At 61.2% G+C, this 20,044-nt stretch carries 22 protein-coding genes; 10 read left to right on the top strand and 12 right to left on the bottom strand.

Going from position 1 to position 20,044, the window contains the following annotated elements:
• Positions 1–8: 8 nt before the first annotated feature.
• Positions 9–527 carry an acyloxyacyl hydrolase gene (locus tag ACLH0I_RS24685; RefSeq protein ID WP_186705011.1) on the top strand — a complete coding sequence of 173 codons (519 nt, stop codon included), beginning with the start codon at positions 9–11 and terminating at the stop codon, positions 525–527.
• A gap of 134 nt (positions 528–661) precedes the next feature.
• Here ACLH0I_RS24685 and ACLH0I_RS24680 read toward each other — a convergent pair whose 3' ends face one another.
• The 6 genes from ACLH0I_RS24680 to ACLH0I_RS24655 all read right to left on the bottom strand — a co-directional run bounded on the left by ACLH0I_RS24680 (position 662) and on the right by ACLH0I_RS24655 (position 6,423).
• Positions 662–967 carry a YkgJ family cysteine cluster protein gene (locus tag ACLH0I_RS24680; protein WP_250964070.1) on the bottom strand — a complete coding sequence of 102 codons (306 nt, stop codon included), beginning with the start codon at positions 965–967 and terminating at the stop codon, positions 662–664.
• Positions 968–994: 27 nt separating this feature from the next.
• On the bottom strand, positions 995–1,768 hold the full coding sequence (locus ACLH0I_RS24675) for an SDR family NAD(P)-dependent oxidoreductase (RefSeq protein ID WP_250964069.1): 774 nt from the start codon (positions 1,766–1,768) through the stop codon (positions 995–997).
• 121 nt (positions 1,769–1,889) lie between these two features.
• Positions 1,890–3,341 carry a deoxyribodipyrimidine photo-lyase gene (gene phrB, locus ACLH0I_RS24670; RefSeq protein ID WP_411385626.1) on the bottom strand — a complete coding sequence of 484 codons (1,452 nt, stop codon included), beginning with the start codon at positions 3,339–3,341 and terminating at the stop codon, positions 1,890–1,892.
• 12 nt (positions 3,342–3,353) lie between these two features.
• Positions 3,354–4,298 (bottom strand): MerR family transcriptional regulator, encoded by a 945-nt coding sequence (locus ACLH0I_RS24665; protein ID WP_411385625.1) that lies wholly within the window; start codon positions 4,296–4,298, stop codon positions 3,354–3,356.
• Positions 4,298–5,260 carry a YbgA family protein gene (locus ACLH0I_RS24660; protein ID WP_411385624.1) on the bottom strand — a complete coding sequence of 321 codons (963 nt, stop codon included), beginning with the start codon at positions 5,258–5,260 and terminating at the stop codon, positions 4,298–4,300. The genes ACLH0I_RS24665 and ACLH0I_RS24660 overlap by 1 nt, the downstream gene beginning before the upstream one ends.
• Positions 5,261–5,436: 176 nt before the next feature.
• On the bottom strand, positions 5,437–6,423 hold the full coding sequence (locus tag ACLH0I_RS24655) for an NAD(P)/FAD-dependent oxidoreductase (RefSeq protein WP_186705017.1): 987 nt from the start codon (positions 6,421–6,423) through the stop codon (positions 5,437–5,439).
• A gap of 196 nt (positions 6,424–6,619) precedes the next feature.
• Between ACLH0I_RS24655 and ACLH0I_RS24650 the strand changes: the two genes are divergently transcribed.
• Together ACLH0I_RS24650 and hemH are read left to right on the top strand one after the other, a co-directional pair.
• The gene (locus tag ACLH0I_RS24650) at positions 6,620–7,519 is read left to right on the top strand and encodes a TIGR01777 family oxidoreductase (RefSeq protein WP_411385623.1); all 900 of its coding nucleotides are present in this window, start codon (positions 6,620–6,622) and stop codon (positions 7,517–7,519) included.
• Positions 7,520–7,532: 13 nt separating this feature from the next.
• Entirely contained in the window at positions 7,533–8,558 is a 1,026-nt protein-coding gene (gene hemH / locus ACLH0I_RS24645; protein WP_411385622.1) for a ferrochelatase, read from the top strand.
• A gap of 144 nt (positions 8,559–8,702) precedes the next feature.
• On the opposite strand, the gene ACLH0I_RS24640 is transcribed toward hemH, so the two are convergent.
• Complete coding sequence (locus ACLH0I_RS24640; RefSeq protein WP_411385621.1) at positions 8,703–9,977, bottom strand: uracil-xanthine permease family protein; 1,275 nt, start codon at positions 9,975–9,977, stop codon at positions 8,703–8,705.
• 2 nt (positions 9,978–9,979) lie between these two features.
• A complete protein-coding gene (gene upp, locus ACLH0I_RS24635; protein ID WP_186705021.1) occupies positions 9,980–10,618 on the bottom strand; it encodes a uracil phosphoribosyltransferase in 639 nt (212 codons plus the stop codon).
• A gap of 162 nt (positions 10,619–10,780) precedes the next feature.
• On the opposite strand from upp, the gene ACLH0I_RS24630 reads away from it, so the two are divergent.
• Together ACLH0I_RS24630 and ACLH0I_RS24625 are read left to right on the top strand one after the other, a co-directional pair.
• Complete coding sequence (locus tag ACLH0I_RS24630; protein ID WP_053125250.1) at positions 10,781–11,338, top strand: hypoxanthine-guanine phosphoribosyltransferase; 558 nt, start codon at positions 10,781–10,783, stop codon at positions 11,336–11,338.
• Positions 11,339–11,341: 3 nt separating this feature from the next.
• The gene (locus ACLH0I_RS24625; protein WP_250964062.1) at positions 11,342–11,815 is read left to right on the top strand and encodes a WbuC family cupin fold metalloprotein; all 474 of its coding nucleotides are present in this window, start codon (positions 11,342–11,344) and stop codon (positions 11,813–11,815) included.
• A 173-nt stretch (positions 11,816–11,988) separates the two neighbouring features.
• Here the strand turns inward: ACLH0I_RS24625 and dauA are convergent, their stop codons facing one another.
• Complete coding sequence (gene dauA, locus ACLH0I_RS24620) at positions 11,989–13,731, bottom strand: C4-dicarboxylic acid transporter DauA (RefSeq protein ID WP_411385620.1); 1,743 nt, start codon at positions 13,729–13,731, stop codon at positions 11,989–11,991.
• Between the two features lie 329 nt (positions 13,732–14,060).
• Between dauA and ACLH0I_RS24615 the strand changes: the two genes are divergently transcribed.
• The 3 genes from ACLH0I_RS24615 to ACLH0I_RS24605 all read left to right on the top strand — a co-directional run bounded on the left by ACLH0I_RS24615 (position 14,061) and on the right by ACLH0I_RS24605 (position 15,533).
• Positions 14,061–14,546 carry a hypothetical protein gene (locus tag ACLH0I_RS24615; protein WP_411385619.1) on the top strand — a complete coding sequence of 162 codons (486 nt, stop codon included), beginning with the start codon at positions 14,061–14,063 and terminating at the stop codon, positions 14,544–14,546.
• 61 nt (positions 14,547–14,607) lie between these two features.
• Positions 14,608–14,895, top strand: coding sequence for a PA4642 family protein (locus ACLH0I_RS24610; protein WP_411385618.1), 288 nt, complete (start codon positions 14,608–14,610; stop codon positions 14,893–14,895).
• 179 nt (positions 14,896–15,074) lie between these two features.
• On the top strand, positions 15,075–15,533 hold the full coding sequence (locus ACLH0I_RS24605; protein ID WP_411385617.1) for a hypothetical protein: 459 nt from the start codon (positions 15,075–15,077) through the stop codon (positions 15,531–15,533).
• 63 nt (positions 15,534–15,596) lie between these two features.
• Here ACLH0I_RS24605 and mqo read toward each other — a convergent pair whose 3' ends face one another.
• The gene (gene mqo, locus ACLH0I_RS24600; RefSeq protein WP_411385616.1) at positions 15,597–17,102 is read right to left on the bottom strand and encodes a malate dehydrogenase (quinone); all 1,506 of its coding nucleotides are present in this window, start codon (positions 17,100–17,102) and stop codon (positions 15,597–15,599) included.
• A 738-nt stretch (positions 17,103–17,840) separates the two neighbouring features.
• Complete coding sequence (locus ACLH0I_RS24595; protein WP_014340171.1) at positions 17,841–18,074, bottom strand: hypothetical protein; 234 nt, start codon at positions 18,072–18,074, stop codon at positions 17,841–17,843.
• Between the two features lie 364 nt (positions 18,075–18,438).
• Between ACLH0I_RS24595 and ACLH0I_RS24590 the strand changes: the two genes are divergently transcribed.
• Positions 18,439–19,023, top strand: a complete 585-nt coding sequence (locus tag ACLH0I_RS24590; RefSeq protein WP_003205489.1) for a YajG family lipoprotein — start codon at positions 18,439–18,441, stop codon at positions 19,021–19,023.
• A gap of 132 nt (positions 19,024–19,155) precedes the next feature.
• Here the strand turns inward: ACLH0I_RS24590 and ACLH0I_RS24585 are convergent, their stop codons facing one another.
• Positions 19,156–19,362: a hypothetical protein gene (locus ACLH0I_RS24585; RefSeq protein WP_058544127.1), complete on the bottom strand. Its 207-nt coding sequence runs from the start codon at positions 19,360–19,362 to the stop codon at positions 19,156–19,158.
• Positions 19,363–19,587: 225 nt separating this feature from the next.
• Here ACLH0I_RS24585 and ACLH0I_RS24580 point away from each other — a divergent pair, with 225 nt between their 5' ends.
• The gene (locus tag ACLH0I_RS24580) at positions 19,588–19,869 is read left to right on the top strand and encodes a hypothetical protein (protein ID WP_411385615.1); all 282 of its coding nucleotides are present in this window, start codon (positions 19,588–19,590) and stop codon (positions 19,867–19,869) included.
• The last annotated feature ends 175 nt before the right edge of the window (positions 19,870–20,044 follow it).

The raw sequence follows: 20,044 nt of genomic DNA, 5'->3' as shown, positions 1-20,044 counted from the left end.
TGTTTCTAATGAAGCGCTTATTCTGCTTTGCCGCGTTTGCGGCTGCGTTGTTGGGGCACACTTACACTGCGCAGGCAGCGGGTGTGGAGTTTGGGGTGGGCCAGACCAGCGACTCGACCATGACCTATCGCCTGGGCATGCAGTTCGACTGGGACAAGAGTTGGTTGCAAAGTGACGTCGGCCGCCTGACCGGCTACTGGAGCGGCGCCTATACCTATTGGGACGGGGACGAAGCATCCAGCAACCACAGCCTGTCGTTCTCGCCCGTGTTCGTGTATGAATTTTCCGGCCAGAACGTGAAGCCTTATATCGAGGCGGGTGTCGGTGTGGCGTTGTTCGCCAATACCCAAGTGGAAGACAACAAGCTCGGCACGGCCTTCCAGTTCGAAGATCGCATCGGGTTCGGCCTGCGCTTCAATGGTGGGCATGAAGTGGGCATTCGCGCCACTCACTACTCCAACGCGGGTATCAAGTCGACCAACGACGGTGTGGAAAGTTACGCGCTGCATTACACGATGCCGTTGTAACAGCAGAAAAACTGTGGGAGCGAGCTTGCTCGCGATAGCGATCGACCAGCCACCCTGTAGTGCCTGGTCCACCGTCATCGCGAGCAAGCTCGCTCCCACAGTGATATCCAGCAGAAATCAGTCAGATCATTCTGTTATCGATACGCCGTGGCAATGCCCTGGCGTTCTTCCAGGCATTCCGGTGCGCCCATCTCGAACTCGCGGCAGATCAGCGGGCGCTTTTCGTAGATGGTGCACATCATGCTGTCGCGATCCAGGGCCGCGCACCATCCGTCGTCAAGCCGCAGCATCACTTCCCCACCCCAATCGTCCGTGTCGATAAAACGCTCCGGGACCCCGGTGTCGGTGATCAGCATCACTTCCAACTGACAGCAGCACGCCGCGCACGTCGAGCACGTAACCGCCGGTGCCTGGATTTCACGGAGGGGGATGGTTTTCATGGCGCGCAGTGTAAGGCAATCGGCGGCTCAGGGGCGTCCCTTGATCGGATAGCCGTTTTTTGCCTGGCATGAGTCCGAGTCGGCCGGCAGGGGGTCGGTGGATGAAGGCAGGGGCCAGAGCGCGGTCATGGAGGCAATGGGGAGCGCAACTTCCCGGGGGCGTTCGACCAAATGATTCAGCACCTGTCGCGCCGCTTCCTCTGGCGACCAGTGGCGCGGGGCCGGGAAGCAATCGTCGGGCTCCAGCGATGGGCCGTCGAACCCCGGGTGCACCAACGTCACATCGATGCCGGCGGGGGCCAGTTCTGCCCGGGCCGACTCAAACAGATGACGCATCCCGTTGCCCCCCGCTTCGATTTGCGAAGGCGCCAGGTAGGTTGCCGGGCTGGCGATACCCACCAGGTGAGGTTCGATCCCGGCGCGTAACAAGGGCATTGCCACTTCGATGCAGAAACTGGCGGCGAGGAGGTTGCTGCGCACGATATGCTCGATCGATAGGTGATCGGCGGCTTGCCCGTCAACGTACTCAGTGGTCCCGGCATTGAGGATCACCTGATCCAGGGCGCCCCATTGTCGAGTGATGTGTTCGCCGATCTCGCGCACGGTCTGGCTGTCGGTCAAATTGCCGGGCACTGCCAGCACTTGTCCTGGATAACGTATCGAAAGGGGTTCGCACGATCGGGCCGAGCACGAACTGACTGCCAGGTAGGCACCTGACTCGAGTATCGCTTCAGCCAACGAAGCGCCGATTCCGTTGCTTGCCCCGGTAAGCCAATAGCGCCGTGGCGGTCGTAGACCCATTTCATGCTCCTTTCGCTTGCGCAGGGCTTGGATACACTGCTTCAGTCGAGCTCCTGCGATTAGTAGGACTATATGTCATCGGGCGAATAATGCATCCAGGAGGCCAGCAATTTAATGTTCGCTAATCGCCGGTCCCTTCAAGGGCTGCGTCCTGTCGCGTCGGCAGGTTTCTGAACGCTGCCAGCGCACGTGCCCGGGATTGGGCCAGATCAACAATCGGTGCCGGGTACGTTGTATTGCCAAACAATTCGCCTTGCACATTAGGGTGGTGGACACTTTGCTTATCGAGGTCGTTCAGTTCGGGTAACCAGCGCTTGATGAAAAGCCCGTCGCGGTCGAACTTTTCCGACTGGCTCAACGGGTTGAAGATACGGAACCAGGGCGCCGAATCGGTGCCGGTGGAGGCGCTCCACTGCCAGCCGCCATTGTTGGCGGCCAAGTCGCCATCAATCAGGTGCTGCATGAAAAAGCGCTCGCCTTCGCGCCAATCGATCAACAGGTTTTTGGTCAGGAACATGGCGACTACCATCCGCAAGCGATTATGCATCCAGCCGGTCTCGAGCAATTGACGCATGGCCGCATCGATGATCGGCAAGCCGGTGCGTGCCTGTTTCCAGGCCTCCAGTTCCGCGGGGGCCTTGCGCCAGGCCAGCGCCTCGGTTTCCGGGCGGAACGCGCGGTGGCGTGATACCCGGGGGTAACCCACCAAAATGTGTTTATAGAACTCTCGCCAGAGCAATTCATTGATCCAGGTCACAACACCGGCACTTCCGCTTTCGAATTCTCCCTGGTTGGCTTGCAGCGCGGCATGCAGGCACTGACGCGGCGACATCACCCCAGCCACCAGGTACGCCGAGAGTTGGCTGGTGCCGGGCCGGGCCGGGAAGTCCCGTTCGTGCTGGTAATCGTCGAGGTGCTGGTCGACAAAACTGTCCAGGCGCCGCCGGGCTTCGGTTTCACCGGCGGGCCAGAGGGCGCGCAATGCTTCACTGGGCGGGGCGAATCCATCGACTTGCATCGGCACCGGGTCGCGAACAATGCCGGTGGGCGCCTGCCGCGGCGGTGTGGCGACCAGGCTCGGCAATGAGAAATGCAGGCGGTTGTAGCAGACCTTGCGGAACTGACTGAACACCTGGAAATAATTGCCGGTCTTGGTCAGCACGCTGCCGGGCTTGAACAGCAGTTGATCGAGGTGACTGTGAAACTCGATGCCCTGGTCATTCAAGGCATGGGCGACCTCGGCGTCTCGTCGCGTTTCATTCACGCCGTACTCTTCATTGACATGCACGGCACTCACATTCAGTTCGCGACATAGCGTGAGCAGCACGTGCGGAGCCTGATGCCAATGCGCTGCCTCGCGGATCAAGAGTGGGACGTTCAATTCATCCAGGGCCGCGCTCAACGCGCCGAGGTTGCGCAGCCAGAAATCGATCTTGCACGGTGCGTCGTCGTGGGCGCGCCATTGCTCGGGGCTGGTCAGGTACACCGCCACGCAGGGCCCTTGGGCTGCGGCGGCCGCCAGGGCGGTGTTGTCGCGCAGGCGCAAGTCGCTGCGCAGCCAGATCAATCGCATGCTGTTTTTCATCTAAAGGAGTTCTCGGCGACTCAGTTCGCGGTGAGCCGATAGCGGGTCTTCGGCCCAGGACACCTCGATCATCGAGACGCCTGTGGATAGCCGGGCGTGGTGGATCGACGCGGCCGGGCCGGCAATGATGATAGGGCAATCAATTGCGCCCAGTAGCCTGGGCAGTTGGGACAGATTGAGGGCGTGACTGGAATACAGCAGGACGCCACGGGCCTTGAGGCGTTCGACCGCCAAGGCCAGCTCACCCGCCGGCAGCGGGCTGTCGAACACTTCCACCGGGCAGTCGGCGCTGCTGGCCAGCCAGGCGGTGAGCCACAGGTGCGGCTCCAGGGGTACGTCCGATTGATTGACCAGCAACAGGGGCGCGCCGTGCAGCTGGCGGTTGTTGTGATAGATCCGGCTGCCGAACTTGCTGCGCAGCCACGAGTACAGGAAGACGCGTTCCAACTGCGCGCCGAACTGGCCTTGCCAGCGCAGGTGCAGGTCGGCCAGCAATGGCAGGAGCAATTGCTCGCACACGGTCCAGGGCGGATACAGCGCCATCGCCTGGTTGACCAGGTCGTCGATCTGGCGCTCGGCCAGTTGCGTCACCGCCAGCACCAGGGCGTGGCGCTGACGCTGCCAGTCGTTCTCTGCCGGCTGTGTGGTTTCGGTCGGCGCTGGCGTGTCCAGCAACGGCTTGATCTTGCTCACCGCAACGCCACGATCGATCCACGTGAGGATGTGCCGGATCCGTTGTACATGCTCGGCATTGAACAGTCGGTGACCCTTGGGTGTGCGGTGCGGCACGATCAGGCCGTACCGGCGCTCCCAGGCCCGTAGCGTGATGGCGTTGACCCCGGTCTGCCGGGCGACTTCGCGAATGGGCAGCCAGCCTTGGGCCAAGGCCTTGGCAAAATCGGCCCCCAGGTCTTCGCGGGCGCTGGCGTCGGGGTCGTGCTTCATTAGATAGCGTTTCGCAAGCTGAGGTTTTCCGGGTGCGGTTGCAGGTAGACCTGCTGCGCCAGGTAAGGATCGGGGTGCTGGCGCAGGTGATGCTTGAGCAACGTCAGCGGCACCACCAAGGGCACGATGCCGAGGCGATATTGCCCGATGAGGTGCTGCACCTCTTGTTTGTCCTCGGCGTCGATGTCGCGCTTGAGATACCCGCTCAGGTGTTGCAGCACATTGGTGTGGGTGCGGCGGGTGGCGCATTTCTTCAGGGCGGCCATCAATGCGCTGAAATAGCGTGGGCCTAGCTCGTTGGCATCGGCCTTGCCCATGGTGCCCAGCAGTTTGCCCAAGGCTTTGTACTGCTCCGGGTTGTGGGCCATGAGCAGGTATTTGTAGCGCGAGTGAAATTCGATCAGGTCGCGACGGGTCAGGCCCTGGCGGCGCAAGGATTGCCAAGCGGCATAGGCAAACACCCGGGTCAGGAAGTTTTCCCGTAGTACCGGGTCGTTGAGGCGACCGTCTTCCTCCACCGGCAGGTCGGGATGGCGTTCGCAAAAGGCCTTGGCATAGATGCCGCGCCCGCCGCCGTCCTGGGTCACGCCGTTGTGGTCATAGACCTTGACCCGCTCCAGTCCGCAGGAGGGCGATTTCTGCATGAAGATGTAGCCGCAGATGTCCTCCAGTTCACCCGCCATCTGCCGCCCGTAGTCGGCCAGTGGTCGGGTCACGTCGAGGTCGCGATTCACCGTGCCGAGCGCCTCGGGGTGTTCGGGGTCGCCCACCAGGCGGATCGGTTCCCGAGGAATGCCCAGGCCGATAGCGACTTCAGGGCACACCGACACGAAATCGAAATACTCGACGAGGGTGCGGCTGCACAATGGCGATTGCTTGTGCCCGCCATTGAAGCGAACTTCAGCCCCCATCAGGCAGGCGCTGATGGCGATTCTGGGTTTGGCGATGGCTGCTTTGGACATGGGCGACCTCTGATAGCTAAATCTTGTACAAATTATTTGATCTGTACAATATTTTCATCATAGGTCCGAATGTGTGCAAGTCAACCGGATTTATCCAAGGGGGTGACGCAATGAGTGTCGCAGGCAGGCTGCTGTCTCGTTCGACAGCAGCGGATGATGAGCGTTAACGCGCGATCTTACTGCAGGCTGGCATGCAGGCGGCGTGCTGCCTCCTGGCCGCTGAGCCATGCGCCTTCGACCCGGCCGGACAGGCACCAGTCGCCGCATACATACAGGCCCAGGTCGGCATCGGCCAGGGCGCCCCATTCATGGCTGCCGGCGGGGCGGGCGTAGAGCCAGCGATGGGCCACGCTGAAGCTCGGGGCGGGCATCGCACTGTGCAGCAGTTCAGCGAACGCGCCGTGCAGGTGTTCGATCACCGCTTCCTTGGACAGGTCGATGTGCTGCCGGCTCCAGTCGCTGGTGGCGTGCAGCACCCAAGTGTCGAGCTTGCTGTCGCGTCCCGGTTTGCTGCGGTTGCGTGCCAGCCAATCCAGCGGACTGTCCTGCACGAAGCAGCCCTCCATGGGCGTATCCAGCGGTGCTTCGAAAGCCAGCGCCACGGCCCAGGTCGGGTCCATCTTCACGCCGGCGGCCACCGCGGCCAGTTTCGGTACGGCCGCCAGCAATGCGGTGGCCTGGGGCGCGGGTGTGGCAATCACCACTTGGCCAAAGGGGCCATGGGTGAAACCTTCCGCGTCCTGCAGATGCCAATGTTCCTGGCCGCGGTACACCTCGGTGATCCGGCAGGAAAACTGCACTTGCAACTTGTCGAGCAAAGCGCGGGTGATGGCGCTCATGCGCGGGGTGCCGACCCAGCGGGTCTGCTCGTCCGGCGATGGGCTCAGTTGTCCATTCTGGAAGTTGTAGAGCTGCGGGTTCCATTCCGCGGCCCAGCCGTTGGCTTGCCAGCGCTGGACCTCCGTGACAAAGCGGCGGTCACGGGCGGTGAAGTATTGCGCGCCCATGTCCAGCGCGCCGGCATCGCTGCGCTTGCTCGACATGCGTCCGCCACTGCCATGGCTTTTATCGAAGAGTTGAACGACATGCCCGGCCTCCGTCAGGGCCTGGGCGGCTGAAAGTCCGGCGATGCCGGTGCCGATGATTGCGATAGGTACAGTCATGAGGGCCTCGTTTACCTTTCTGTACAGACTACGCCGTCGTTTAAACCTGTACAATCTGGGTTTTTGGTATAAGTTTTACCGTTCGCGTTTGGACAGGTTGTCCTATTGTTAAACACAGACCCTGTCCGATACGAAAAATCCCTACCTATAAAAATAGACTAATGGGCCGGGTAAAACGCGATGCGAGGAACATCTCATGCACATATTGCTGACCGGCGGTACTGGTTTGATCGGACGTCAGCTCTGCCGCCTCTGGTTGCAGCAGGGACATCGCTTGACGGTATGGAGTCGCCGACCCGAAGAGGTGGCAAAAATCTGCGGGACATCGGTGCGAGGTATTGCCAGGCTGGACGAAATTGACGAGCCGGTGGATGCAGTGGTCAACCTTGCGGGGGCGCCGATTGCCGACCGTCCCTGGAGCCACAAACGCAAGATGTTGTTGTGGAGCAGTCGCATCACGTTGACCGAAGTTTTGCTGGCGTGGCTGGAGCGTTGCGAGCAGAAACCGCAGGTGTTGATTTCCGGTTCCGCGGTGGGTTGGTACGGCGACGGTGGCGAGCGTGAATTGACCGAGGAGTCGGGACCGGTGAGCGAAGATTTCGCCAGCCAGTTGTGCATCGCCTGGGAAGAAACCGCGCAACGGGCCGAGGCCTTGGGCCTGCGCGTGGTGCTGGTGCGTACCGGCCTGGTCCTGTCTGCCGAGGGCGGCTTTTTGTCGCGGTTGTTGCTGCCGTTCAAACTGGCGTTGGGCGGGCGTATCGGCAATGGTCGGCAGTGGATGCCGTGGGTTCACATTGACGATCAAATCGCCCTGATTGATTTTCTTCTGCACCGCACCGATGCCAGCGGTCCTTATAATGCGTGCGCGCCGAACCCGGTGCGCAACCGCGATTTTGCCAAGGCCCTGGGGCGCGTCTTGCATCGGCCGGCCGTGGTGCCGATGCCGGAGCTTGCGCTGAAGGTCACGCTGGGGGAGTTGTCCTTGCTGTTGCTCGGCGGCCAGCGCGCCACGCCGGCCCGATTGCAGGCGGCGGGTTTCACATTCCGGTTCACTGATTTGCCTGCGGCCCTGGAAGACTTGTCCAGCCGCCTTTGAAATAGGACGTTGCATGACCGATCACGCGTTGCTTCTGGTGAATCTGGGTTCGCCTGCCTCCACCTCGGTGGCCGATGTGCGCCGCTACCTCAATCAATTCCTGATGGATCCGTATGTCATCGACCTGCCATGGCCGGTGCGGCGCTTGCTGGTATCGCTGATCCTGATCAAGCGTCCCGAGCAGTCGGCCCATGCCTACGCCTCGATCTGGTGGGAGGAGGGTTCGCCGCTGGTGGTGCTCAGTCGCCGGCTGCAACAGGCCATGACCGCGCAGTGGACCCAGGGTCCGGTGGAACTGGCGATGCGTTATGGCGAGCCGTCCATTGAATCGGCGCTCGTGCGGCTGGCGAGCCAGGGACACAAGAAGATCACCTTGGCGCCGTTGTACCCGCAGTTCGCCGACAGCACCGTGACCACGGTGATCGAGGAGGCCAAGCGGGTCGTGCGGGAAAAGAAACTCGATGTGCAGTTTTCGATCCTCCAGCCGTTCTACGATCAGCCGGAATACCTCGACGCCCTGGTGACCAGCGCCAAGCCGTACCTGATGCAGGAACACGATCATCTGTTGTTGAGTTTCCACGGCCTGCCGGAACGGCACCTGACCAAGCTCGACCCAACGGGGTTCCATTGCTTCAAGGATGCTGATTGCTGCAAGAACGCGCCGCCGGAGGTGATGGCAACCTGTTATCGCGCGCAATGCATCCGCACCGCCGAACTGTTCGCCCAACGCATGGGGCTGGCTGACGGCAAATGGTCGGTGTCGTTCCAGTCGCGCTTGGGACGGGCCAAGTGGATCGAACCCTACACCGAGGCGCGCCTGGAAGAACTGGCTAAAAGCGGCGTGAAGAAAGTGTTGGTGATGTGCCCGGCGTTCGTCGCCGACTGCATTGAAACCCTGGAGGAAATCGGCGATCGCGGCCGCGAGCAGTTCCGCGAAGCGGGAGGGGAGGAGTTGGTGCTGGTGCCTTGCCTCAATGATGAGCCGCAGTGGGCGAAGGCGTTGAGCACCCTCTGTGAACGGGCGCCGATAGCTTTGTGAGGTTCTAGGGCCTCATCGCGAGCAAGCTCGCTCCCACAGTGGATCTCGAGTGGTCACAAAATTTGTGTTCACAACAGATCCCCTTGTGGGAGCGAGCTTGCTCGCGATGGCTATCTGACTGACAACAAAGCCTTCAAGCTTGAGTCAGATCAGCGGCTCATCCACCTTCTTTTGCTTCCAACCGTCATTACCCGGCAGCAGCAGGTTCAGCGCGATCGCCACCACCGCGCACAGCGCGATGCCTTTGAGGCCGAAGTCGTCCGGGCCGGTGCCGGTGCCCACCAGCACGCCGCCGATGCCGAACACCAGCGTCACCGAAACGATCACCAGGTTGCGTGCCTCGCCCAGGTCGATCTTGTGGCGGATCAGCGTGTTCATGCCCACCGCCGCAATCGAACCGAACAACAGGCACAGGATCCCGCCCATCACCGGCACCGGAATGCTTTGCAGCAGCGCGCCGAATTTGCCGATGAACGCCAGGCTGATGGCAAAGATCGCCGCCCAGGTCATGATCTTCGGGTTGTAGTTCTTGGTCAGCATCACCGCGCCGGTCACTTCGGCGTAGGTGGTGTTGGGCGGGCCGCCGAACAGGCCGGCGGCGGTGGTGGCAATGCCGTCACCTAGCAACGTGCGATGCAGGCCGGGTTTTTTCAGGTAGTCGCGACCGGTCACGCTGCCCACGGCAATCACCCCACCGATGTGCTCGATGGCCGGTGCCAGGGCGACCGGCACGATGAACAGGATCGCCTGCCAGTTGAACTCCGGCGCGGTGAAGGCCGGCAGGGCGAACCATGGCGCGGCGGCGATTTTCGCGGTATCCACGACGCCGAAGAAAAACGCCATGGCAAAGCCCACCAGCACGCCGGAAATGATCGGCACCAGGCGGAAAATACCTTTGCCGAACACCGCGACGATCAAGGTCGTGAGCAGGGCCGGCATCGAAATCATCATCGCGGTCTGATAATGAATCAGCTCGGTGCCGTCGCCGGCCTTGCCCATCGCCATGTTGGCGGCAATCGGCGCCATGGCCAGGCCGATGGAGATGATCACCGGGCCAATCACCACCGGCGGCAGCAGCCGATCGATGAACCCGGTGCCCTTGATCTTCACCGCCAGGCCCAAGAAGGTGTAGACGAAACCCGCCGCCATCACGCCGCCCATGGTCGCGGCCAGGCCGAACTGGCCCTTGGCGAGGATGATCGGGGTGATGAAGGCAAAGCTCGAGGCCAGGAACACCGGTACCTGGCGCCCAGTGACGACCTGGAACAGGATCGTTCCCAGGCCGGCGGTGAACAGCGCCACGTTAGGGTCCAGCCCGGTGATCAGCGGCATCAATACCAGCGCGCCGAAGGCGACGAACAGCATCTGGGCACCGGACAGGATCTGGCGCCAGAGCGGATCGTTGAACTCGTCTTGCATGCTCAAGCGTCCTTCTGCTTGGTGCCGAAGATCTTGTCGCCGGCATCGCCCAGGCCCGGGATGATGTAGCCATGTTCGTTGAGTTTCTGGTCGATGGACGCGGTGTAGATGGTCACATCCGGGTGGGCGTCCTGCACGGCCTTGATGCCTTCGGGGGCCGCGACCAGCACCATGGCGCGGATGTCCCGGCAGCCGGCTTTTTTCAGCAGGTCGATGGTGGCGACCATGGAGCTGCCAGTGGCGAGCATCGGGTCGATGATCATCGCCAGGCGCTCGTCGATTTCCGGCACCAGTTTTTCCAGGTAGGTGTGCGCTTGCAGGGTCTGCTCGTTGCGAGCCACGCCCACGGCGCTGACCTTGGCCCCGGGGATCAGGCTCAGGACGCCCTCGAGCATGCCGATGCCGGCGCGCAGGATCGGCACCACGGTGATTTTCTTGCCAGCGATTTTCTCGACCTGGACCGTCCCGGCCCAACCGTCGATGTCATAGGATTCCAGCGGCAGGTCCTTGGTGGCTTCGTAGGTGAGCAGGGCACCGACTTCCTGGGCCAGTTCACGGAAGTTCTTCGTGCTGATGTCGGCGCGGCGCATCAGGCCGAGTTTGTGTCTGATCAGCGGGTGGCGGATCTCGAGGATGGGCATGGGGAAGGCTCCGGCGGCGGGCAAAAAAACCGGCCTAGATTAATCTATCCGAGGGTGTTGTCCTATAGACAATACAGAACGTTAGTCCACAAACGCTTGATCTGGCCGGGCGGGATGCGTACCTTTGCCGGCTTTTCCGAACCCTGCCCCTTGGAGAGCGCCATGTCCGCTGATCTCGAGCATATCCGTCAAATCATGCGAGAGGCTGACTGCCTGTACACCGAAGCCGAAGTCGAAGCGGCCATCGCCCGTGTCGGTGCGCAAATCAACGAGCAACTGGCCGATGCCAATCCGGTGGTGTTCTGCGTGATGAACGGCGGGCTGATTTTCTCCGGCAAGCTGTTGACCTACCTGAACTTCCCCCTGGAAGCGTCCTACCTGCACGCCACTCGTTATCGCAACGAAACCAGCGGTGGTGACTTGTTCTGGAAAGCCAAGCCAGAAGTCTCGTTCATCGACCGCGACGTGCTGATCATCGACGACATCCTCGACGAAGGGCACACCCTGGGCGCGATCATCGACTTCTGCAAACACGCCGGCGCCCGTGCCGTGCACACCGCCGTGCTGATCGACAAGGACCATGACCGCAAGGCGCGGCCGGACTTGAAAGCCGATTTCGTCGGCCTGCCGTGCATCGACCGCTACATCTTCGGCTACGGCATGGACTACAAAGGTTACTGGCGCAACGCCAATGGCATCTTCGCCGTCAAGGGCATGTAATCGATGACTCGGCCAAGCTTTCTGGAACAAGCGCTGTTCGATGAGTTGGCCGAGAAAGCCGCGGCCAATCCTCGCGGGCGGCAGCACCATAATTTCCATGGGATGGATGAGCCGTGCCATCGCATGGCGGTGGGGCTGCAGCCTTCGACCTACATCCCGCCGCACCGTCACCTGAGCGCCGACAAGGCGGAAACCTTGCTGGTGCTCAAGGGCCGATTGGGGGTGTTGATTTTTGACGAGGCCGGTGCGGTGGTGGACAAGCGCATCCTGCAGGCCGGCGGCGATTGCCTCGGTGTCGACTTGCCGGCTGGCGTGTATCACGGCTTGGTGGTGCTGGAAGCCGACAGCCTGATGTTCGAATGCAAGGCCGGCCCTTACCGGCCCGTGGGCGAGGGCGAACTGGCTCACTGGGCGCCCCGCGAAGGCGAGGCCGGCGTGGCGCAATACCACGCCTGGATGCGCGCCCAGTTCGACTAGCACCTGCTTTTGTGGCGAGGGAGCTTGCTCCCGCTTGGGTGGGAGCGAGCTTGCTCGCGATAGCGGAGTGTCAGATTACTTGGATGTCGAACGTGCCGACGTCATCGCGAGCAAGCTCGCTCCCACAGTTGTTGGCGTATCCGCCCTTGGTGCGTGCAATCTCTGACCACCGATCAAGCCAGTCTTGCATGGGCCGTGCTGCCAGCAGCCAGCCATTTTTCGCTTTTGACCCGCGCTTGCTCCAAAGTCTGCACATACGCCAATTGCCGCTGTTCGCGATGAATGCCGGCGCGTCGCAATTTCAGGCGTACCCGGGGCGCGGTCGCGACCAGGATCAGGCCGATGCCGTGCTTGCGGTAATCCTTCAGGATATTTTCCAGCGCGGCCAGGGCGGTCATGTCCAGCATCGGCACGGCGCTCATGTCCACGACCACTACACGAACGCCCGGGTCGAACCGGCGCAGCACATCCAGGGCCTTTTCCGCCGCGCCGAAGAACAGCGGCCCACGAATCCCGTAGCAGCGTACATGTTCGGGCATGTCCAGCAGGGCCTGGTGGAAGTGGCGCGGCAGTTCGGCACTGTCGGTCAGTTCGCTCATGCGCTTGATGAACAGCCCGGCGGCGAGCAGCAGGCCGACGGCGACGGCCAGGACCATGTCGAACAGCACCGTCAGGCCCAGGCAGGTCAGCAGCACCAGTACGTCGCTGCGCGGGGCGATGCGCAGGGTGTGCAGCACATGCCCGGCTTCGCTCATGTTCCAGGCGACCATCACCAACAGCGCGGCCAGTGCGGCCATGGGCAAGTAACTGAACAGCGGCGCCAGCAGCACAATCGCCACCAGCACCACGAGGCTGTGGATGATCGCGGCCAGCGGTGAAGAGGCGCCGCTGCGCACATTGGTGGCGCTGCGGGCAATGGCGGCGGTGGCGGTGATGCCACCGAACAGCGGCGCCACCAAATTGCCCAGGCCCTGGCCCAGCAGCTCGGCGTTGGGGTCGTGCTTGCTGCCGGTCATGCCATCCGCCACCACCGCGCACAACAAGGATTCGATGGCGCCGAGCATGGCGATGGCAAAGGCGGGCGCCAGCAGTTGGCGGATCAGGTCATAGGACAGGATCAACCGATGCCCCTGGCCGTCCGGCAGGTTCCAGGGCCAGTCGAAGCTCGGTAGAAAGGGCGGAATGCCCGGGTGAGCGATGCCATCGACAACGTAGCTGAACCGTTCGCCCAGCGTCGCGATCGGCCATCCGCCGCGTTCCATCGCCAGCCCCAGCAGCGTACCCACCAGCAGGGCCACCAGATGCCCGGGCACCCGGGGCACCCAGCGCGGCCAGGCAATCAGTACCGCCAGGCACGCGGCGCCGATGAGCCCATCGCCGAGACGGGCACCGGGCAGCGCCACGATCAATTCCCCCAGTTGTTCGATGTAGTGTTTGGCTTGGCCTGCGGTGGTCAGCCCCAGCAGGTCCTTCAGTTGCAGGGTAGCAATGACCACGCCAATGCCCGCGGTGAAACCGAGGATGACCGGGTAGGGAATGTACTGGATCAAGCGGCCGGCGCGGATCAGGCCCAGGGCGATCAGGATCAGGCCGGCGAGCATGGTGCACAACAAGAGGCCGCCCAGGCCGTATTGCTGGGTGATGGGCAGCAGGATGACCACGAACGCCGCTGTCGGCCCGCTCACGTTGAAGCGTGAGCCGCCGGTGAGGGCGATCAGCGGCGCTGCCACCAACACCGTGTACAGGCCGTGCTGCGGCGGCACGCCGACGGCAATCGCCAGGGCCATGGCCAGGGGGATGGCGATGATGCCGACGGTCAGCCCGGCCACCAGATCGCCGCGCAGGCGTTCGAGGGTGTAACCGGCCCGCCAGGTTTGGCGCCAGGCGGCGAACAGCGGTGGGGCGGAGAAGGACATGGGCACTCCACACAAAATGAACGGGCGTTACATCTGGACCTGCCGAACAACGATCCCTGTGGCGAGGGAGCTTGCTCCCGCTCGGCGGCGCAGCCGTCGTAAAACGGGTCGACGCGGTTTGCCAGGGGAATCGCAGTCGCCTGTTGTTGGGGCGGCTGCGCCACCCAGCGGGAGCAAGCTCCCTCGCCACACAGGCATGCGCCAGTGAGATCGACGCTGATGGCTCTTTGAGTATGCCGCGCCCGCTGCCCGGATGTATTGATCCGGATCGCTTATTTTTACCGTCGGTGCTCATGCTAGAGTGCCCGGCCAAGACCCTGGAGCTTGCCATGCGTGTATCGATCCGCCGTTGCGCCATTTTGTTGTTGATCGCCAGTCTGCCTTTGACGGCCGTGGCCGCGCCGATGCACAGCCAGTTCCTGCCACCGGATGACCTGGTGGTGCGCCAGGAACAACCTGAACAGCAGCAGTTGCTGCAAGTGACCGAATATTCGGTGGTGCTGGGTAACCAGCGCCAGTCCAACCAGCAACCGATCCCGGTCACTTCGCCCCTGCTGGTCCGTCTCAAGGGCAAGCCCTTGAACAAAGGAGCGACCGTCAGCCAGGTGATCCTCAACTTCGACGGCGAAAGCAAAAGCCTGAAAAAACCGGCCTTCGACGAGGCGAGCAAGACCCTGACGCTGTCTTATCCACAGGCCCAGTACCGGGTGGTCATCGATCTGTTGCGCAACAACACGGTCTATGTGCAGTTCCTCACTTACGCCAACGGCCATATCTGGGCCGACCTGCACACCGGCGCCGAACGCCCGCGTTGAGCCCCGGGGCCTGCCGGGGGTAAACTGCCCGCCCCGTGAATTGTGCGAGTTGGAGCCGGCAATGCGTAAAGACAAGAAACAAGTGATTGGCGACGAAATTGGCGATGAGCAGATCAAGCTGTTCCTCGATTTCGAACCGGTCGATGCCACTTCGCCGTCGTTGCACAAACTGATCAAGGCCTACCGTGGCCTGCGGGTCGACGATTTCGAGCGCTTCCTGACGTTCTTCGTCGAGGCCGGCCATGACCTCAACGGCAAGGATGAGCACGGCAACGATTTCGTTGCGCTGATCAAGGATCAGCGAAATGCCGAAGAGTACATCGCGTTGATCAACAAGGCGCGCGGCTGAATCAACGCTCTTCGGAGCGTTGAATATTCCGCTTGTATGCAACTAACTTTTTCTTTTTTACAGCGCTCTGAAAGGTTATGTCACCATTCGGGCTGTTCTGTTTTATTTGAAATTCCATTACCTTTGCGTTCGAAGCCAAGAGGCTTTTACGTCAGTGTCTTAATGGAGTTGTATTGGTCATGGAAGATCAAAAAAAGTGTATCGCCGGCGTGCTGCTGTCCTTGGCGGCGTGTCTGGCAAGTTCCGCGGCCTGTGCGCGGGATGAAGTTGTCAATGTCGAGATTCACAATGCCACGGCAGACGATATTGTTCCTGGGAGCGGCTTTAGTTGGACTAATTATTGGGCCGGTTCGGGCCACAACTTTTGGATAAGTCCGAGTGAGAGCCAGGAGCTGACGTACTACCTGCCTCAGTCACGCTCCAAGGAAGAGGCTTTTAGCTACACGCAAGACAGTCGCATCTGCCATTTCAGTTTTGGACATGTCGCACGAAGACCGATCAGCGAAGGGGCAATGCCTTTTCGTCGCTGGGTCAACGCGGAGCCGACGGATTATTGTGTCGCTCAATTGATTGATGTAGAAGATGATGACGACTATGTTCGTAACGGCGGAACACGCATCAAATTCACCATGAAATAACGCCGCGGAAAATAAAAAGCCTCCCGTTTTGCACGGGAGGCTTTTTATATTGACGGCAAGGTATCAGGCGTAACTGTGCGCCTTGCTGTCTTCGACCAACTCCAACGCAATGTTGTTCTGCGCATTGATCTTGCGATACAGCGCCGCGTCGGTTTCCAGCACTTTTTCCCGTGCCGGAAAGATCTCCGCGAGCTTGCTAGCCCACTCGCCCTTGGACTTGTCCGGGAAGCAGCGCTCGATCAGTTCCAACATGATCGACACGGTCACCGATGCACCCGGCGATGCGCCGAGCAGGGCGGCGAGGGTGCCGTCCTTGGCTGCCACCAGTTCGGTACCGAATTGCAGGACGCCACCTTTCTTCGGGTCTTTCTTGATGATCTGTACCCGTTGGCCGGCCACTTCCAGGCGCCAGTCTTCGGCTTTCGCCTCGGGGTAGAAGCGGCGCAGGGATTCCAGGCGCTGTTCCATGGATTGCATCACTTCGCTGATCAAGTACTTGGTCAGGTCCATGTTGTCCCGGGCCACGGCCAGCATCGGGCCGATGTTGCCGGCACGTACCGACAGCGGCAAGTCCATGATCGAGCCGTGCTTGAGGAACTTGGTGGTGAAACCGGCGTAGGGTCCGAACAGCAGGGATTTCTTGCCGTCGACCACGCGGGTGTCCAGGTGCGGCACCGACATGGGCGGCGAACCCACCGCGGCCTGGCTGTAGACCTTGGCCTGGTGGTGCTTGACCACTTCCGGGTTGTCGCAACGCAGCCACTGGCCGCTGACCGGGAAGCCGCCGAAGCCCTTGCTTTCCTCGATGCCCGAGGCTTGCAGCAGCGGCAGCGCCGCGCCGCCGGCACCGAGGAATACAAACTTGGCGTCGACTTCGCGGGTGCTGCCGGAATTGACGTCCTTGATGCTCACGGTCCAGCCGCTGCCGTTGCGCTTGAGCCCGGTAACGCGCTTGCAGTATTTGACTTGGGTGTCCGGGGCGCTGGTCAGGTGCTTGAGCAATTGGTTGGTCAGCGCGCCGAAATTGACGTCGGTACCGTTCATGACACGGGTGGCGGCGATGACTTCATCGTCTGGCCGGCCAGGCATCATCAACGGCATCCACTCGGCCATCTTGGCCTTGTCTTCGGTGTATTCCATGTCGGCGAAGGCGTGATGCTGGTGCATCAACTCGAAACGCTTCTTCAGGAACGCCACGCCTTTCTCGCCTTGCACGAAGCTCAGGTGTGGCACCGGGGCGATGAAAGACTTGGAGGAGCCGAACGTGCCTTTTTTGGTCAGGTACGTCCAGAACTGTTTCGACACCTCGAACTGGGTGTTGATGTGCACGGCTTTCTTGATGTCGACAGTGCCGTCGGCCGCCTGGGGCGTGTAGTTGAGCTCACACAGCCCGGCATGGCCGGTACCGGCGTTGTTCCACGGGTTGGAACTCTCCGCGGCACCGGAATCCATCAGCTCGACGACTTCCAGCGAGATCGCGGGGTCGAGCTCCTTGAGCAGCACGGCCAGGGTGGCACTCATGATGCCGGCCCCTACCAGAACTACATCGACTGCTTCGTTATGCGCCATTTAACGCGTCTCCAAAATCTGCAGCACCAAATTGTCGGCATAGCGGCCAGGAGTGGCGGGGCAGGTCAGTTGCGCCCCAGTGATCCATGGCCAGGATCGCCATGTCCGAATCTTCGCAATTTTTCGCACCTACTGCGGATGCATGCAGCCTGGCCTCAAGAGTCACATGAACTCATTTAAGCGCCGGGCGGGCAATTCGACTTATGGCCGAGACATCCGTTCGTGCAACCAAATCCGTAGCGGACAGGCTTCAGGCGCCGGTTCTTGAGCGATATCCGGTCCTGTGTCGTTGGGCTGTTTCAGACGCCAATGGTGCTTGTTCAGACGCAAAACTCTTCATTTGCTCGCCACACTCTCGTGAAGTTGTGAAAACCCGTTTTTTCACGCTCTTTTGAAGACGTGAACCTCAAAAAAGGGCTGTCCCAGCCTGGCACTGCGCCCGGTTTGGTTGCCCCCATGGAATACATGACAGGCAAAACGGGCAGACAGCTCAGTGACCGAGCGTAATGACAGCTCTGCAGATTCGCGAAAAGTGGTGATTTGCCTGGAGGAACAGCAAGCGCGCCAGCTTCACTCGATCTGTGTGGGCGGCTCTCTGTGGGCGGTGCGGGGTGCCAATACCAGCGCATCAGCGGTGTTGCGCGGCCCGATCAGGAGACGTCCTTATAATCGGGGGGAGATTGTATCGAAGAAACGCAGGGAAATGGTCGTGTTTAATGACTTTTATTAGCCGTCCGGTCAGATGGTCAACAGTTGCCGGTTGCGTGCGCGGGCACGAAGCGGTTGCACGCGGGCGCTGGCGGGCAATGGCTGGTGCAACCAGTTGAGACGGATCTCATCGATTTCCACCCAGCCTTCGCCCATGGGTTGCAGGCTGCACTGCTTGAACGCCTGGCAACGGCCGTTGCGATCGAGCAGGGCGAAGCTGCGGTGATGAGGGCGCGGGGTGAACAGCGAAATGAGGAAGCGCATGAGCGGATACCGGGTCAGGAAGCTTGAAGCAAGCCTGACAGCGAGCCATGACATACCGGTGTAAGGATCGTGACAATGGGGTGACAGGAACCGCCAATCACGGCTCGTGTCAGACATTTCAGTATCCATCGCAAGTCTTAGTGGCCTGTGTGGCTAATTCGTGCACTCAACTTCGGCGCCAGAACTTGCCAGCCTGCGTTGCCATTCCTCGCCGTAGCGGGCTACGACTCGTCATGGCGCCTTGCCTGGCAAGCCCTGGCACTCGAATTTGAGTACTCGAATTAACCGTACAGGCCACTAGTTCACCGCGATGGCGCACCGCTATACTGCCGGCCTGTTTGTGCCCGATTCTGGAGAGAAGAGCATGTTGCAACGCCTGTTGTTCGGTTTGATCGCTGTGACCAGTCTGACCCTTGTCGGCTGCGCCCACAGCCCGCAACAACTTAACCCGGAGCCCAAGCTCAATGCCCAACTGGCCCCTGTGGGGCGTGGCCAGCCGGTGGTGGTGCGGGTCGTGGACGGTCGTCCGTCGCCGACACTCGGCACCCGCGGCGGGTTGTACCCGGAAACCAGCGTGATCACGGTGCAGGGCGCGCAGATCCTGCCCAAGTTGCAGGCCCAGGCTGAAGCCGCAGTACGTCTGCTGGGCTTCACGCCGACCGCCAATGCCTTGAATGCACCGCAACTGACCGTGACCTTGGCCGAGCTCAAGTACCAATCGCCCAAGGAAGGCATGTACGTGACCGAAGCCACCATCGGCGCGACCTTCCGCTCCGACGTGCAGAACGCCAACCGGCGCTACAGCGGTCGCTACGGTGCGTCCCTGGACCAGCGCTTCGGCATGGCGCCGAACCAGGACACCAATACCAAGCTGGTCAGCGATGTCTTGAGCGATGCCCTGACCCGGCTGTTCAAGGACCCGACCATCGGCCAGGTGCTGGCTGAGTAAGTAACAACCCCCTATCCCCTGTGGGAGCGAGCTTGCTCGCGATAGCGGAATTTCAACCACTTTTTATATTGGCTGATCCACCGCCATCGCGAGCAAGCTCGCTCCCACAGGGGTTTTTTATGGGCGAAATTCTCAGGCTGCCTGGGAATAGAACTCCAGCACGCTGATCCCGGTCAGCAGGTCTGTCTCCGGCAGGTCGGCGTGTGGATGGCCGCCGAGGGCGCAATACACCAGCCAATGGCGGTCCTGCACATTGAAGGACAAGCTGTCGACGAGGTTCTGTTGTTCGTCGCTCGGGCTGATGAGATAGAGGCGATCCTGGTTTTCGGCGTGCAGCATGACGGGTTCCGTGAAGGTTTGAAGGGCGACAGGGTGGCCTAATCAGATGACGAAACGGTGACGGGGGAAATTAATCTTGGCTCCCTCGCCACAAAGGAACCCAGCGCCGCGATGGGATCGTTACTGGTCGGAAAAAACGGCGCAGGGCGACAGGCTTTCGGTAGAATCCGCGCCCTGTTCGTAGGCCACGGGCATGTCCTGTCCGTTTTTCCCTTGAGGTTCGTGATGTCGTCGCATCTGTTTTCGCTGTTCGCCGCCCACCCCGCCAAACTGATCAACCTGCTCGCGCTGCTGTTTGCCTGCCCGGGCGGCTGGGTGCTGCATGCGACGCGTCGCCGGGAACAACGGGCGCGGGCCTGCCTGCAAGCACGCAGTGGCAATGGCGAGGAACGCTTCGAAGCATTGCTGGACCTGGCCACCCAGCGCATGAACCGGTTTTTCTACCGGTTTGGCTTCGGCTGCCTGGCGCTGGCGTTGCTGGTGTCGTGGATCAGCACGCAGTTCTAACGCAGTAGCCTTGCAAGGCAATCGAGGATCGCTTTGCAAAAGTGTTTGCAGGGCAAATGAGGGTTGCCTGGCAAAAGTGCTTTTGTGGCGAGGGAGCTTGCTCCCGCTGGGCTGCGAAGCAGCCCCCGTCGAAGGTCAACTCAAATCACTGCAAGCCCGTTTTGCGATTGCTGCG

This window comes from Pseudomonas sp. MPB03, from assembly GCF_046605385.1.
Taxonomy (GTDB): Bacteria; Pseudomonadota; Gammaproteobacteria; order Pseudomonadales; family Pseudomonadaceae; genus Aquipseudomonas; species Aquipseudomonas zanjanensis.
Note: the sequence above shows the minus strand (reverse complement) of the source record. Positions and strands in the feature narration are given on the sequence as shown.